Annotated in this window: 14 protein-coding genes; 11 read left to right on the top strand and 3 right to left on the bottom strand. The window is 61.0% G+C overall.

From position 1 onward, the window contains the following. Positions 1-25 precede the first annotated feature (25 nt). The 9 genes from doeA (at position 26) to F568_RS22110 (ending at position 10,376) form a co-directional block, all read left to right on the top strand. Entirely contained in the window at positions 26-1,225 is a 1,200-nt protein-coding gene (gene doeA, locus F568_RS0103820) for an ectoine hydrolase DoeA (protein WP_019017381.1), read from the top strand. A gap of 33 nt (positions 1,226-1,258) precedes the next feature. Beyond that, positions 1,259-2,272 (top strand): N(2)-acetyl-L-2,4-diaminobutanoate deacetylase DoeB, encoded by a 1,014-nt coding sequence (gene doeB / locus F568_RS0103825; protein WP_019017382.1) that lies wholly within the window; start codon positions 1,259-1,261, stop codon positions 2,270-2,272. Between the two features lie 5 nt (positions 2,273-2,277). Then, positions 2,278-2,748 (top strand): Lrp/AsnC family transcriptional regulator, encoded by a 471-nt coding sequence (locus tag F568_RS0103830; RefSeq protein WP_019017383.1) that lies wholly within the window; start codon positions 2,278-2,280, stop codon positions 2,746-2,748. Between the two features lie 83 nt (positions 2,749-2,831). Next, the gene (locus tag F568_RS0103835) at positions 2,832-3,638 is read left to right on the top strand and encodes a formate dehydrogenase accessory sulfurtransferase FdhD (protein ID WP_019017384.1); all 807 of its coding nucleotides are present in this window, start codon (positions 2,832-2,834) and stop codon (positions 3,636-3,638) included. A 183-nt stretch (positions 3,639-3,821) separates the two neighbouring features. Beyond that, positions 3,822-5,291: an NAD-dependent succinate-semialdehyde dehydrogenase gene (locus tag F568_RS0103840; protein WP_019017385.1), complete on the top strand. Its 1,470-nt coding sequence runs from the start codon at positions 3,822-3,824 to the stop codon at positions 5,289-5,291. A gap of 178 nt (positions 5,292-5,469) precedes the next feature. Next, entirely contained in the window at positions 5,470-6,876 is a 1,407-nt protein-coding gene (locus F568_RS0103845) for an aminotransferase (RefSeq protein ID WP_019017386.1), read from the top strand. Between the two features lie 104 nt (positions 6,877-6,980). After that, the gene (eutB, locus tag F568_RS0103850; RefSeq protein ID WP_019017387.1) at positions 6,981-7,979 is read left to right on the top strand and encodes a hydroxyectoine utilization dehydratase EutB; all 999 of its coding nucleotides are present in this window, start codon (positions 6,981-6,983) and stop codon (positions 7,977-7,979) included. Between the two features lie 45 nt (positions 7,980-8,024). Further along, positions 8,025-8,969, top strand: a complete 945-nt coding sequence (locus F568_RS0103855; protein WP_019017388.1) for a cyclodeaminase — start codon at positions 8,025-8,027, stop codon at positions 8,967-8,969. 84 nt (positions 8,970-9,053) lie between these two features. Then, positions 9,054-10,376 (top strand): dipeptidase, encoded by a 1,323-nt coding sequence (locus F568_RS22110; RefSeq protein ID WP_019017389.1) that lies wholly within the window; start codon positions 9,054-9,056, stop codon positions 10,374-10,376. A gap of 141 nt (positions 10,377-10,517) precedes the next feature. Here the strand turns inward: F568_RS22110 and F568_RS0103865 are convergent, their stop codons facing one another. Beyond that, positions 10,518-11,669 carry a DUF418 domain-containing protein gene (locus F568_RS0103865; RefSeq protein ID WP_019017390.1) on the bottom strand — a complete coding sequence of 384 codons (1,152 nt, stop codon included), beginning with the start codon at positions 11,667-11,669 and terminating at the stop codon, positions 10,518-10,520. A gap of 90 nt (positions 11,670-11,759) precedes the next feature. Next, positions 11,760-12,701 (bottom strand): N-acetyl-gamma-glutamyl-phosphate reductase, encoded by a 942-nt coding sequence (gene argC, locus F568_RS0103870; RefSeq protein WP_019017391.1) that lies wholly within the window; start codon positions 12,699-12,701, stop codon positions 11,760-11,762. 170 nt (positions 12,702-12,871) lie between these two features. On the opposite strand from argC, the gene F568_RS0103875 reads away from it, so the two are divergent. Then, on the top strand, positions 12,872-13,543 hold the full coding sequence (locus F568_RS0103875; protein WP_019017392.1) for a haloacid dehalogenase type II: 672 nt from the start codon (positions 12,872-12,874) through the stop codon (positions 13,541-13,543). An 84-nt stretch (positions 13,544-13,627) separates the two neighbouring features. Then, on the top strand, positions 13,628-14,137 hold the full coding sequence (locus F568_RS0103880; protein ID WP_019017393.1) for a hypothetical protein: 510 nt from the start codon (positions 13,628-13,630) through the stop codon (positions 14,135-14,137). 10 nt (positions 14,138-14,147) lie between these two features. On the opposite strand, the gene F568_RS0103885 is transcribed toward F568_RS0103880, so the two are convergent. Further along, a complete protein-coding gene (locus F568_RS0103885; protein ID WP_229804198.1) occupies positions 14,148-15,575 on the bottom strand; it encodes a PhnE/PtxC family ABC transporter permease in 1,428 nt (475 codons plus the stop codon). Between the last annotated feature and the right edge of the window lie 69 nt (positions 15,576-15,644).

Raw genomic sequence — 15,644 nt, forward strand, 5'->3', positions numbered from 1 at the left:
GATTTTCATTCTGGGGCGAGGCCGAATGATCAAGGTTTCCCTGCCGTTCACGCGTGAAGAATATGCCCAGCGCCTGATGAAGGTACGCACGGCGATGGCCAGTCGGGGCATCGACGTACTGGTTGTCAGCGACCCGTCCAACATGGCTTGGCTGACCGGCTATGATGGTTGGTCCTTCTACGTTCACCAATGCGTACTGCTGGGTCTGGAAGGGGAGCCGGTATGGTATGGACGGCGCCAGGACAGTAACGGTGCCCTGCGCACCTGCTGGATCGACCCCGATAACATTACCTACTACCCCGACTATTATGTCCAGAATCCGGACATGCACCCCATGGAGTATCTGGCTCAGTCGATCATGCCCGATCGCGGTTGGCATACTGGGGTCGTGGGCCTTGAAATGGACAACTACTATTTTTCCGCCAAGGCCTATCAGAGCCTGGTCAGGGAACTGCCGCACGCCCGCTTCCAGGACGCCAACGCGCTGGTCAATTGGTGCCGGGCGATCAAGTCGCCCCAGGAAATCGCCTATATGCGGGTTGCTGCGCGTATCGTCGAGGGCATGCATTCGCGAATTCTCGAGATGATCGAACCCGGTCTGCCCAAGAGCCGCCTGGTGTCGGAAATCTACCGTGTGGGAATCGAGGGCTGCACCGACGAGGCGGGGGTTCCTCTGGGCGGCGACTACCCTGCGATCGTGCCGTTGCTGCCGACCGGCTCCGATGCTGCTGCGCCGCATCTGACCTGGGATGACACGCCATTTCGTGAAGGTGAGGGGACCTTCTTCGAGATCGCCGGCTGCTTCAAGCGCTATCACGCCCCCCTGTCGCGTACCGTATTCCTGGGGCGCCCGCCCAAGGAATTCGTCCGTGGCGAGTCAGCCCTGCTCGAGGGGATCGAGAACGGCCTGGCCGTGGCCAAGCCCGGCAACCGCTGTGCAGACATCGCCATGGCACTCGGTGCGGCGATGGATAAATACGGCTTCGACCGGGGTGGGGCGCGTTGCGGCTATCCCATTGGTATCAGTTACCCGCCGGACTGGGGCGAGCGCACCATGAGCCTGCGTCCCTCCGACGAGACGATTCTCGAGCCGGGCATGACCTTTCATTTCATGCCGGGCATGTGGATGGACGATTGGGGACTCGAGATCACCGAAAGCATCCTGATCACCGATACCGGTGCCGAGACATTGACCAACTTTCCGCGTCAGCTATTCGTCAAATGAGTCGGCTGTTTGCCGAACGACAGGAGCCGCACCATGAGCAAGCGACCCAGCCCAATTTCCGCCACCGTCGATTTCGAAGCCGATGGCGTGCAGCACGGCTTCCTCAAATTGCCGATTTCCAACGATGAGTCCGCCTGGGGCGCGGTGATGATCCCGATCACCGTTGTCAAGAATGGCGAAGGCCCCAGCGCGCTACTCACCGGGGGCAATCATGGCGACGAATACGAGGGAATCACCGCGCTTCTCAAACTGGCCAATACCCTCAAGGCAGAAGATGTGCATGGTCGCGTGATCATCGTGCCGATGATGAACGTGCCGGCAGCCCAGGTGGGTCGGCGGACGTCACCAATGGATGGCGGCAACCTCAACCGCAGTTTTCCCGGCGATCCCAACGGTACCGTTACCGAGCAGATCGCCGATTACTTCACACGCTATCTGGTGCCGTTGGTTGATGTGGTTCTCGATCTGCACTCTGGGGGGCGGACGCTGGACATCATACCGTTCGCGGCCTCGCACCTGCTCGACAACAAGGATCAGCAGCGCCAGGCGCTGGAAGGCGCCAAAGCGTTCGGCGCACCCACTGCAATGATGATGTTCGAACTCGATGCCGCGCGGCTGTTCGATACTGCCGTGGAAAGCCAGGGCAAGATCTTCGTGGCCACCGAACTGGGCGGTGGCGGTACCACCACACCCGAACGGATGGAGATCGCCGAGCGTGGTGTACGCAATTTCCTGATCCACTACGGGTTGATCGATGGCGAACTGGAAGGTCCCGGTCAGCCCCAGGTCTATGTCGATATGCCCGATGCCTCCTGCTATGTGCAGAGTGAGCACACCGGCCTGCTCGAACTGAGTGTGACGCTCGGTGAGATGGTCGCCAAGGGCGACGTGATCGCGCGTGTCTACGACATGACCCGCACCGGTGCGATGCCTGTGGAATACCATGCCCAGCGTAGCGGTGTACTGGTGGCCCGACGTTTCCCGTCTCAGGTCAACATGGGCGATACCATTGCAGTGATTGCCGAAGTCGTCGACTCGCTGGACTGAAATCCATGAAGCTTGACCGCTACGATTTCAGAATATTGGAAATTCTGGCCAAGGACGGCCGGATCACCAAGTCGCGTCTGGCCGAGGCGATCAATCTCTCGGTCAGTCCGTGCTGGGAACGTGTGCGGCGTCTGGAGAAGGCCGGCATCATCGAAGGCTATACGGCACGCATCAATTCGCGCGTGCTGCTTAAGCTGACCCCGGTATGGATGCAGATCGAGCTCAAGCAGCACAATGCCGAGAGTTTTTCGCGATTCGAGCAGGCCGTACGTGACACGCCCGAGGTCACCGAATGTGTGGCGGTGGGTGGGGGCGTCGATTACCTGGTCAAGGTCGAGGCCGAGTCTATTGACGCCTACCAGCGCCTGATCGACGACTGGTTGATCTCCGATCTCGGTATCGAGCGTTATTTCACCTACATCGTGACAAAGACCGTTAAACAGCAGTCGCCGCCGCTGGGGTTCGATGCGGAGTGAATGCCGTGTCGCGTCTATTCCGGGTTGGCGCCTCCGCACTTTCGGCCGTAAGCTGATACGAAGACCGCGTCAATGGATCTGTCATGTCTCTTGGTTCCTCTCCTCCCATTATCGAGTCAGCTGCTTCCGATGAGGAGGCCGCTCGGCTCTGTTATGAAGACCAACGTCAGCGCCCGCTGCGTGAATTCGAAGGTCCCAGCGAGCTGCCGATCACGCTGATCCTCAATGACACGGCCATGGCTACCCTGTTGGCCACACCCGAATCTCTTGAGGCGTTGGCCATCGGCCATGCCTATACGGCGGGGTGGATCGAGCGATACGAGCAGATCGAGCGGCTGGAGCGTTCGCGTCTGCGGCACGGCTTGGCCATTCGCATGACAGTCCCCCCACGCTTGGCTGCCCAGGCCGCCGAGCATGCTCCGCGTGAGGCTTCAGTCTCGAGTTGTGGTGCGTGTGGCGCAGCGGAAGAGGCTCAGATCATGGCGGGTCTGGTGCGGCTGCGGACCGTACCACCGTTATCTCCTGTCGCATTGCAGCGTGGTCTGGCACTGCTAAAGGATCATTCCCGCCGTGGCCAGCATTGCGCGCTGGGGTTGGACGATTCCGGAGAGGTAATGTCGGTAGGCGTGGACATCGGGCGTCACAATGCCCTCGATCGTGTCATCGGCGACAGCCTGCGCAGTGGAGAATGGCCCCGAGCGGTACTGCTTTCCAGTCGTTGTAGCCTGGAATTGGTCCAGAAAACCGTGCGTGCGGGAATTACCACCCTGGCAACCCTGTCTTCCCCGTCAGCGATGGCGGTTGAGGTTGCCCGTGCCTGCGACCTCAACTTGATCTGCTGTCACCGAGGCAGCCGACTCGAGTTGCTGAGCGGCCAGGCGCCTGACTGAGGCACTCGGCGGTGCCACCCCTCATGAGGCCAGGCCCACAGAAAATTCTTCATCGCCAGTGCCCAACTCCAAAAAAAACCGGGCTTCCGCCCTGAGGGGACAAAAAGTCTCCGTTGCGTAGAGCGCGTACCCTGAACATCAAGACAAGCCGATAACGGTGTCTGTGTTTCAGGGAGGTGCAGCATGAAGCTCAACGATCCGCGTCTATTTCGCCAGTATGCCTACATCGACGGCAAGTGGACCCATGGTGACGGCGGTCGCGAAGAGGCCGTGATCGATCCGGCGACCGAAGAAACGCTGGGCCACATTCCGCTGCTCGAGTCGCATCAGATCCGTGCCGCGGTGGAAGCTGCCGATCAGGCATTCGTACAGTGGCGTGCATTGCGGGCCGACGAGCGTTGCGAACGGCTGCTCGCCTGGTATGACCTGCTACAGGCCAACCGCGAGGACTTGGCCATCATCATGACCCTGGAGCAGGGCAAGCCGTTGCCGGACGCACGGGGCGAGGTCGAGTATGGTGCCAGTTTCGTGCGTTGGTTTGCCGAAGAAGGCAAGCGCACCTTTGGGCAGACCATTCCCAGCCACATCCCCAATGCGGCGTTGGGCACCATCAAGGAGCCGGTCGGCGTCGCTGCGCTGATCACGCCTTGGAACTTTCCGCTGGCAATGATCACCCGTAAGGCCGCCGCGGCGATGGCCGCCGGCTGTACCGTGGTCGTCAAGCCGGCCAGCGAGACCCCGTTCTCTGCGCTGGCGCTGGCCGAGCTGGCCGAGCGTGCGGGAATTCCCGCTGGCGTATTCAATGTGGTGCTGGGCGATGCGGCACAGGTTTCCGACGTGTTGTGCCATGAGGACCGCGTCAAGGCCTTGTCGTTCACCGGTTCTACCCCGGTAGGGCGCCTGTTGCTCGAGCAGTCCGCCAGCACCGTCAAGCGGGTCTCGCTTGAGTTGGGTGGCAACGCACCGTTCATCGTCGGCCCAGACGTCAATCCCAAGGAAGCCGCCTTCGCCGCCGTGGCCGCCAAGTTCCAGACCGCAGGACAGGATTGCCTGGCCGCCAACCGTATCCTGGTGCACGAAGACGTCCACGATGAATTCGTCGAGTATTTTGCCGAGCGCATGAAGGCCCTCAAGGTCGGCAATGGCTTGGTCAGCGAGATCGATATCGGCCCGCTGATTCACCGGCGCGCCGTGGAAAAGGCGGCGAGCATTGTCGATGATGCCCTGTCGCGGGGGGCAACTCTGGTGCATGGCGACCAGTCCATGGCGCCGGGCCCCAACTTCTTCATGCCGACGCTGATTACGGACGTCACGTCCGAAATGAAGATCTGGCGCGAGGAAAACTTCGCGCCGGTCGCCGGGGTTACGCGTTACTCGACCGATGAAGAGGCCATCGAGATGGCCAACGATACCGAATATGGGCTGGCCGCCTATGTCTTCACTCACGATATCCGTCGCATCTGGACGATGCTGCGTGCCCTGCAGAACGGCATGGTGTCGATCAATACCGTGAAGATGACCGGCCCACCCATTCCGTTCGGTGGCGTGAAGCAGTCCGGGCTGGGACGTGAAGGCGGCACCGCGGGGATCGAGGAATTCCTCGACACGAAGTATTACTGCCTGGGTGGCCTGGGCTCCGTATCGGGAAGCTGATTGACACTGGCTGCGCTCGGCCAGGCGTTGTTGAGCCACTGGCTTGAAATGCTCAGGGACTTCAGTCCACTCCGCTTTTCCGTCAGTGACTCGCCTAGACAGCGTGTCCCGGCCTGGCCATTGCTCGCTCAGTTTCAGTTGTAATAACGAATTAATAATATTCACTAAGGAGGCTGCTGTGAGCGCCCATCAGGATCTGATCGATCGCGACCGCAAGGTTACTTTTCACGCGTCTACCCACCTGCGCGACTTTGCCCACGGCGATGCCCCGGGCCGCGTGATCAGCGGTGGTAAGGGTATTCGTATCGTCGACAAGGAGGGCCGCGAGTTCATCGATGGCTTTGCCGGGTTGTACTGCGTGAACATCGGCTATGGGCGCACCGAGATGGCTGAGGCGATCTACAAGCAGGCGCTGGAGCTGTCCTATTACCATACCTATGTAGGCTCCACCAACGAACCGTTGATCGAACTCTCCGAGAAGATCATCGGGCTTGCCGGCATGGGAATGTCCAAGGTCTACTACGGCATGTCGGGGTCCGATGCCAACGAGACCCAGTTGAAGATCGTGCGCTATTACAACAACGTGCTGGGCCGGCCGCACAAGAAGAAGGTCATTTCGCGCAATCGCGGTTATCACGGCTCCGGCATCGCCTCTGGTTCATTGACCGGTCTGGCGGCGTTCCACGACCATTTCGATCTGCCTATCGAGACCATCCGGCACACCGAGGCACCGTATTACTACCGGCGCAGCGATGCCCAGGCCAACATGAGCGAACGTGAATTCGCACAGCACTGCGCGCTCAAGCTCGAGGAGATGATTCTCGCCGAAGGGCCGGACACCGTGGCTGCTTTCATCGGTGAGCCGGTACTCGGGACCGGGGGGATCGTGCCCCCGCCGGAAGGCTATTGGGAGGCGATCCAGCAGGTGCTGGCCAAGTACGACGTGCTGCTCATCGCCGATGAGGTGGTCTGCGGCTTCGGACGTATCGGTACCGATTTCGGGTCGCATTTCTACGGCATGAAGCCTGATCTGATCACCGTGGCCAAGGGCCTGACCAGTGCCTACCAGCCGCTGTCCGGGGTTATTGTCGGCGACAAGGTGTGGCAGGTGCTTGAGCAGGGCACCGGTGAATACGGTCCGATCGGCCACGGTTGGACCTACTCCGGTCATCCATTGGGCGCTGCCGCTGCACTGGCCAACCTGGCGATCATCGAGCGCGAGGGGCTGACCCGGAATGCCGCCGAAACCGGGGCCTATCTTCAGCAACGGATGCAGGCGACCTTTGCGGAACATCCGCTGGTTGGCGATGTGCGCGGCGTCGGGCTGCTGGCCTCGTTGGAGTTCTCGCCCAACAAGCTCAAGCGCGAGCACTTCGACCCGGCATTAAAGGTGGGGCCGCGCATTAGCGCTGCCGCGTTGGAGCAGGACCTGATCGCTCGGGCCATGCCACATGGCGACATCCTCGGTTTTGCACCGCCGCTGGTGGTCAGCCGCGACGAAGTAGACGACATCGTGGCGCGGGCCAAGCGAGCGGTGGACAAGGTAACCGATGAATTAACGAAATCGGGCGATTTCAAGGTTTGAGCGTCTAGCCAGCGTTGATGTTTAAAACCTGAGCCCGACCCTTGGCGCCGCAATCTTTTGCGGCGCTACTGTTTGTGTTGAGCCGACCAGTTTCCGGAGGAGCCATGAACCCACCCAGCCATGGAGTGACCCTGGCATCGATCTACGAGGCACGCGCGCGCATCCAGGGGCAAGTGGCGCGAACGCCGCTGGTACGGTCGTTGACGTTGTCCGAGCGTTTCGATGCCGAGGTCTACCTCAAGCTCGAGAACCAGCAACCCAGCGGGGCGTTCAAGCTGCGCGGCGCGACAAACATGATCGCGGCATTGATGGACCGCGATGGCCTCGAGGCCCTGCAGCGTGGGGTAACTACCGCATCCACTGGCAATCATGGGCGCGCAGTAGCCTTTGCGGCAGCCCGCCTGGGAGTGCCGGCGGTCGTCTGCCTATCGGAGCTGGTGCCAGCCAACAAGGCACATGCCATCGAGGCGCTGGGCGCCGAGGTGCGCCGCGTCGGGCGTAGCCAGGATGAGGCTTTTCAGGAGGTGGCGCGACTCGTCAATGAACAGGGCATGACACTGGTCCCGCCCTTCGATGATCCACTGATCGCCAGCGGGCAGGGTACCATCGGGGTAGAGCTGCTCGAGGATCAGCCCGCCCTGGACCGAGTCATTGTCGGCTTGTCGGGAGGGGGGCTGCTTGGCGGCATAGGCGCCGCCGTCAAGGGCATTCGCCGGGGCGTGCAGGTTACCGGCGTGAGCCTGTCGCAGGGGGCGGCGATGTGGGAGAGCCTCCAGGCCGGCCAGCCGGTGGATGTAGAGGAAGTCGCGAGCCTGGGCGATTCGCTGGGCGGCGGTATCGGGCTCGATAACGTCTGTACGTTCGCCTTGGTGCGTGAGGTCATGGACGATCACGTTCAGGTCTCGGAAGGTGCCATCGCCCGGGCCATGGTCGATCTACTCCAACATGAGAAGATTCTGGTCGAAGGTGCGGCCGCCGTCGGTCTGGCGGCTATCGACGAGCACGGCCTGGACATCCGCGGCCAGAAGGTGGCCCTGATCGTATCCGGTAATGGTGTCGACCTTGCCACGTTTGACAGGGCCCGGTCGCTCGCAGGACGGTGAACATCTCATCGCTTATTCACGAAGAAAACGATCATGGAGAGTGCCATGCAGCTTTATCAGCGCGACGCCATAGAGGCGGTGGTCAAGATCGACCACGATGCCCTGGCCACGGTAGAAGCCGGCTTTGCGGCACTGGGGCGCGGAGAGGTAGTTCAACCACCCATCCTTTCGATGGCCATCGAAGAGTCCAACGGCGAGGTCGACGTCAAGACAGCGCACATTCGGGGCTTCGAGCGCTTCGCCATCAAGGTCAGTCCCGGTTTCTTCGATAATCCCAAGCTCGGGCTACCGAGTCTCAATGGCCTGATGATGGTGTTCTCGGCCAAGACAGGCCTGGTCGATGCCGTGCTGTTCGATGAGGGCTACCTGACTGCGGTGCGCACCGCCCTGGCTGGGGCCATCGCTGCCAAGCATCTATCCCGCGATGACAGCCGCCGTGTTGCCGTACTCGGTGCTGGCGAGCAGGCCGAGCTGCAGGTACGGGCACTGCAACTGGTCCGGGACATAGACACCCTGGATGTCTGGGCGCGCAGGCACGAACAGGCCGAAGCCTATGCGGAACGCCTTCGGGCACAGGGCTTGACGGTCAACGTGCACGATAGCGTCAAGGCCGCCTGTGCCGAGGCGGACATCGTGGTTACCACCACGCCGTCCCGTGAAGCGCTCCTGACTGCCCAGGATCTGCCGGAAGGCGTACATGTCACGGCGATGGGCTCGGACAGCCCAGAAAAGCGCGAGCTCGACGAATCCGCCATGACCCGGGCCGATGCCTTCGTCTGCGATACACGCGCCCAGAGTGAGCACAATGGCGAGCTCAAGGCGTATGCAGGCGGCGAGCCACCCTTCAAGATCTACGAACTGGGCCGTGTCATCGCCGACAAGCAGCGTCTGCGCGTTTCGCCGTCCAGCATCACGGTCTGTGACCTGACCGGGACCGGAGTGCAGGATACGGCAATAGCCAATTATGCCCTGAGCCGCTTGACCCAGTAGACTGGACCTTTGCCAGCCGGGACGACGGCTTCCGGTTGGCGCAGACACATGCTACACATGGAAAATATGGCTCAAGGATGAGACATGCTTAGAGGTGTATTGGTCAGTTGCGGCATTATCGTGGTGTTCCTGCTGGTGCTGCTGGGGGCAGTAAGGCTATTCGGGGCGGAAACCTACGATCGACTGATGAATCGCATTGCGGCCGACCCCGAAGCGCCAGCACCCACGGCCGAAGACAAGGCGTTGCATGAGTCATTGTTCATTGCCGACCTGCATGCCGATACCTTGAAGTGGAATCGCGACCTGTTGGAGCGTAACGGGCAGGGGCATGTCGATCTGCCTCGCCTGGTGGAGGGCAATGTTGCGCTGCAGGCCTTCACCATCGTCACTCAAAGCCCGTTACCGTACGGTAGCCGCGAGCGCTATCAGAATGACGAGAAGTGCGTCAGTGGTGGTAGTGTCGATATGGCTGCTTTGCTGGCCGCGTCGCAGGGAAGACCGGCCTTTAGTACCCGCGAGCGTGCCATCAATCAGATCGAGCGACTCAAGAATGCCATTGAACGCTCCAGGCAGGGAGAAGGGCCGGAACTGCGCCTGATTCGCAACGTCGACGACCTGCGTCAGCTAATGGCCGATCGTCAGGCAGGGACGCAGGTCGTGGGGGCTGTGATGGGTATCGAAGGGGGGCATTGGGTCGGCAACAGCCCGAACGACCTGCAGAGGGTCGAAGAGGATATGCAGGAGCTGTTCGACCTCGGAGTGCGTCAGCTCGCGCCCAATCATCGCTTCGACAATGCGCTTTCCGGCTCGGGGGAAGGCTGCGAGCGTTACGGTCTGACCGCGATGGGCGAACGTGCACTGAAGACCGCAGAGCAGCTGGGCATCGCCATAGACGTGGCGCACATCTCCCAGAAGGGCATGGACGATGCTGCGCGGATTCTCAGTAAGCCATTCATGGTCTCGCACACCGGGGTCAAAGGCAGTTGCGAGGATCCTTGCCGGCCGGCACGTAACCTAAGTGATCGGCAGATCGAATCCGTGCTCGAGCATCGCGGTATCATCGGCATCGGCTACTGGCCTTACGCCGTTGGCCCCAGCGTCTGGAATATCGCCGATGCCATGCAACACGTCATGCAGGTCGCCGACAGGATGGGGCTGGAACCGGGGCGTCATGTCGCTTTCGGCTCGGACTACGACGGCTCGGTGACGCCGTTCTTCGACGTCAGTGATCTCGATATTCTCACTGCGGTGATGCGTCAACGTGAGCAACCCTTCGACGAGCGTACCATCCGCAACATTGCCGGCCTCAATGTCTGCCGCTTCTTCGCCCGCGTACTGCCGGGCGGCAGCGAGCAGGCCGCCGAGGAAATCTGTTCGCCGACACCGTTGCCGAGCTCTAACGTTTAGGCAAGGAGTATCGCCGCCCTCGAGAAAGGCGGCGAGCGTGGTTCAGGCAAGGCAAAAAGCGGCGAAGGCGCTGAGTTTACTTAGCGTAAATGAAGCGCTTGAGCCGATTTTTAACACAGCATGAACGAGCGCAGCCCCTTTTTACTTACGACGTAAAGGAGAAAGGCGAAGATTGGTCAAGCACCTCCACACCCACTCCATAGGCCCCATCTTGAACGGCTTCAGCCAGAGGCGACTCAGCACGAGTGCCACGGTATAGATTGCGACCGCCAGCAACAGAATTTCGGTAGAACCGAGATTACCGATCCAACCCAGCCCCCAGCCATAGAACAGTACCTGGCCGACCAGGCCATAAGCGAGATAGTTGGTCAGGGCCAGACGTCCAGGTGACGCCAGCCAGGTGCGCATGCTCTGTGCTCCAGGGCGGCTGAGCAGCAGGGCGGCCAGCGACATGTAACCCACCGCCAATATCGGCGCACCGATACGCATCACCGTGGTGAGAGGGTTGCCGTTGGGCATCACTTCCCATAGTACGCTCAGCAACAGGCCCACCGGCAGACAGATCGAGGCCACGCTGCGCAGTAAAGTTCGGTTTTCTTCGACCCGATGCGGAATCTGCGCGCGTCCGGCCCACAGGCCCAGCAACAACATGCCGTAGACGTTGGTATGGTCCCACAGCTCGATCAGGTTGCCCGACGCTCCTAGACCGAAGTACAGGCCCAGGCCTTGGGCGACATCCGGCCAGTAGGCAGGATGGCTGAAAGTCTGCAGGGCATCGAGTTCGGTGGATGTCTGGACCTCGCCTCCGCGTACGGCACCCAGCATGGCCAGGACCACCGGCGCGCCGAACAGGAACGCCGCTGACAGACTCAACAGCAACCATTGCGGCAGGCGCACCATCAGTACTAGCGTGGTGCCGAATACGGCATAGACCAGCAAGATATCGGCCCAATACAGGAAGGCGATATTGATCAGGCCGAAGCCGGCCAAGGCCAGCAAGCGGCGAAAGTACATGGCCAGAAAGCCCGGCTGGTCCGACTTGCGTTCGAGAAGGAGATAAAAGCTCAAACCGAAGAGAAACGAGAACGAGGACAGGAACTTCTCGTCGAAAACGACATGCAGCAGAAAGTCGACGGCTTCGTCGACCGGGCCCTGCAGGGAGGCCAGTGCTTCCGCCGTTAAAAAGTTCAACCCCGACATGTCCCGCAGGTTCATGACCAGTACGCCGAACAGGGCCAGGGCCCTGACGGCGTCAACGACTTGTAGGCGACCCTTGTCCTTGGATCCTGACATATGGCAATCCTTGCCTTGTATTGTCTATGAACGAATATTCCCTGGCATTCCCTCAATTCCAAGGTAATTAAGGCCCTCGGAAAGGACAAACTACAGGCCGGTGGCTTCGTCCATGCCGAGGTGAATGTTCATTGATTGCACAGCAGCGCCGGCCGCGCCCTTGCCGAGGTTGTCCAGCCGGGCAACCAGGGCCAGGCGCTCTTCGCCACCGAACACGAAGATATCGACCCGGTTGGTGTCGTTGGCTCCCTGAACATCGAAGAAGCCGTTATCCAGATTGGCCGCATCGTCGAGTGGCATGATCTGGATGAACCGTTCGCCCTGGTAGTGCGTGAGGTAGGCCTCGCGTATCGCTTCGGCATCGACGCCTGGGGCCAGATGAGACACATGCAGGGGCACTGTCACGGCCAGTCCCTTGAGGAACGGGCCGACGACAGGATTGAACACCGGCGCCGATGCCAGCCCGCCGTGAAGACGCATTTCCGGTAAATGCTTATGGCCCAGCGGCAAGGCATACGGGCGCGGTGCAGCTAGGCGGTTGTCGGTGTCGTTCTCATACTCGGCGATCAGCGTCTTGCCGCCACCGCTGTAACCTGTCAGTGAGAAGGCCGAGAGCGGATAGTCCGGAGGCAGAAGGCCAGCATCCACCAAGGGCCGGGTCAGCAGCACGAAGGCGCTGGCATGGCAGCCGGGGTTGGCGATGCGCTTGCTGGTCTGGATGCGCTCACGCTGCCCGGGGGCCAGCTCCGGTAGCCCGTAGACCCAATCGTCTGCCGTGCGAAATGCGGTGCTGGCATCTATCAGGCAGGTATCGGGGTTCTCCAGCATATCGACAGCCTCGCGTGAGGCGTCGTCAGGCAGGCAGAGAAAAGCGACATCGGCGGCATTGAGTAACCGGGCGCGTTCTCGAGCGTCCTTGCGCTTGTCGCTGTCGATGCGCAGCAGTTCGATATCGTTGCGGCCGTTGAGGTAATCGAACAGGCGCAGCCCGGTAGTGCCTTCCTGTCCGTCCACGTAGATCTTGAATGCCATCTTGGTGCCTCGAGTCAACCCCGATGCAGGGTCATGCGAAAATGGATGAAACGAAAACTATTATATTGTGCGGGGATATCCTGCGTTTGTCATATCGGCATAGCGAAAGCTTGCCGGGACCGGGGAAAATGGTCAGTTTGTAGGTGAGTTTTACCAACTGGAGCCCTGTCATGAAGAAAGTGTTGGCCTTCGATGTCTATGGAACACTGATCGACACACACGGTGTCATCGAGGAACTCAGTAGCCAGGTAGGGGATCAAGCGAGGGTCTTTTCCCAGCGCTGGCGTGACCGGCAGCTCGAGTATGCGTTTCGCCGTGGGTTGATGGGGGCCTATGCCGACTTTGCCCAGTGCACTCGCGAGGCACTGGAGTATGTCGATCGGGCCATGGGGACGCGACTCTCCGACCATGCCAAGGATCATCTGATGGAAACCTATACGACACTTCCGGCTTTCCCTGATGCCGCCGACGCGGTGGCGCGCATTGCCGATAGCCGCCAGGTGCGTTGTGTGGCGTTTTCCAATGGCAGCCGTCAGGCAGTGTCCAAACTCCTCGAAGGCGCCGGCATCCTAAAGCACTTCGACGATATCGTCAGTGTTGAGGAGGTGCGGCGTTTCAAGCCGGATCCGGCGGTCTACGCGCATTTACGGGCTCGCGTCGAAGCGGCGGCCAATGATACCTGGCTGGTTTCATGCAACCCTTTCGACGTGATCGGTGCCAAGCATGCAGGCCTGCATGCCGCCTGGCTGCGGCGTAGCGCCGAAGCGCCTTTCGACCCTTGGGGCGATGAGCCGGACCTGACGGTGAGCGATCTCGACGAGTTGTTGGATCGACTGTCCTGAAGTCAGGCGCGTCATGGCCGTTACTTTCCCTTCCGGCCATGAAGTGGCTATGGTTAGCGCAGAATTGCCATCAAGGAGGAAGGCATGAACCGTTATCTCGCCGGAGCGATCGGTGGGCTGCTCGCTACCGTGCCCATGACCCTCGTCATGGAGAGCCTGTACCGGCGCCTACCCCGTGAAGCGCGCTATCCACTCCCGCCGCGTGAAGTGACCGAAAACATTGCCGGCAAGATGGGGTACGACCAGCACTTGGACGAAGACCGACTCATCGAGTCGAGCCTGCTGTCCCACTTCGCCTATGGCGCAGCAACCGGTGCGCTGTATCCCTTGGTGCTTCGAGAGCCAGTCCGGCATCCGGTGGTATACGGTAGTGGCTATGGAATGGCGATCTGGGCTGCCAGCTATCTGGGCTGGGTGCCGGCATTCAACGTACTGGAGCCGGCTACTCGGCAGCCGGCCAGCCGGCGCCGGCTGATGCTCTGTGCTCATGTTGTCTGGGGAGCAGGGACCCTGCTGATCGCCGAACGGATAACGCATTCAGACGACACTCCTTGGCGAGGAGAGACGCCTCCCGGCGGCTGGCAGAGGCCATGACGGCCGCGCCCTAGGGTTCGCAGTTGACCATGTGACGTAGCCGCAGGCGACGGCGCAGGGCGCGGGCCACACTGTCGACGCCAATGTTGAGCAGGGCGGTGATCACGATCAGCACCAGGGCACGATCGAAGCGCAGTTCCTGAATGGCGCTATCGACATAAAAGCCCAATGTGGCGATACCCAGAATGCCCAGAATCGCCGTCTCTCGCATGATGATTTCCCAGCGGTAGAAGAGAAAGGCAAGGAACGGCCCGTAGAGACGCGGCACTATCTCGTAGGCGTAGCGGTCGACCCCGCGGGATGCGTCGAGGCGTAGCGTCATCTCGTTGCTGCGTCGGCCGATCAGATGGCCGATGATGCCGCCGTTGTGAAGCGCCAGGGCCACGATGGCGGGCAGCATCGAGGGTCCCCAGAGCTGCAGCAGGACGTAGGCGAGCAGGTATTCCGGTGTCGAGCGGGCCACGACCAGTGCGACGTGACCGAGCATGCTGCCGGGGCGTGTAGTGAAGTGCCGCGAGATCAACGGAAAGGTCAGCAGCGCAATGACTCCGGTGCCGACCAGCGCAATCTGGGTAAGCACCACGGTGGTCCATAAACCGGGCAGGGCCTCGGTGAGCAGCAGGTCGCTGAACCAGTGCCAGAGGGCTGCCCAGCCTTCGCCATGGCGTAGCGGCGCCGGCACGATGTCCTCGGTGAAGAAGCGCGTCACGTTGCCCCACATGATCGGCAGGCCGTTACCGAGCAGGAACGGGGACACAACGACGTAAAGCGGCACCAGCCAAGGGCGGACCCAAAAGCGCAGGGTGGCAATCAGCACGAAGAACACCAGCAGCAAAGCGCCGACCTCGGAATAATAACCCTGCGCGAACGACGACTGCAGCGCAAAGCCCAGTGTGGGCATGCCGACGAAGCCGAGCACCGCACTGGAGCGTAAGCCGCATTCCAGACGGTAGGCAGTGTAGCTGACCAAGTGTTGCCAAGCGTCAGGCACGCGGGCGAACAGGAAGCTGGAAATCAGTCCCGTACCTGCCGGTACCACCTGCATGGGCAGTGGGTCGGCTTCGTCGAGAATCTCCGAATAGACTTTGGCGAACACGCCAGCGTAGGGCAGGGCAATCGCCAGTACTCCGGTCAATGGATGCAGGCCGAAGAATTGCAGGAAGATCAACGCCCAGAAAAGCTCATGAATGGCACGCACGAAGGCGCAGAGCGTGCGCACCGCTCGAAGATGGAAGACCAGTGCCAGCAGAAACCCCGCCGATGCTCCCAGGGCGACTCCGACGAAGGCGAAGGCCACCGTACGCATCAACGCCGTGCCGATCGACGCAGGATCGCTGAAGTCCGGCGTGACCAGGCCGATCACCAGCCTTCCCAGCTCGCGCCATGGCGCTACAGTCGTGACCTGGATGTCGGCGATTGCCAGACACAACAATGCCACGCCCACAAACCCGAGGCTGGTGCGAACCGTCGCGGATCGGCGGAGGCCGGAATGGGCGGTATCAGACGA

The organism is Modicisalibacter luteus DSM 23508, from assembly GCF_000378505.1.
Classification (GTDB): domain Bacteria; phylum Pseudomonadota; class Gammaproteobacteria; order Pseudomonadales; family Halomonadaceae; genus Modicisalibacter; species Modicisalibacter luteus.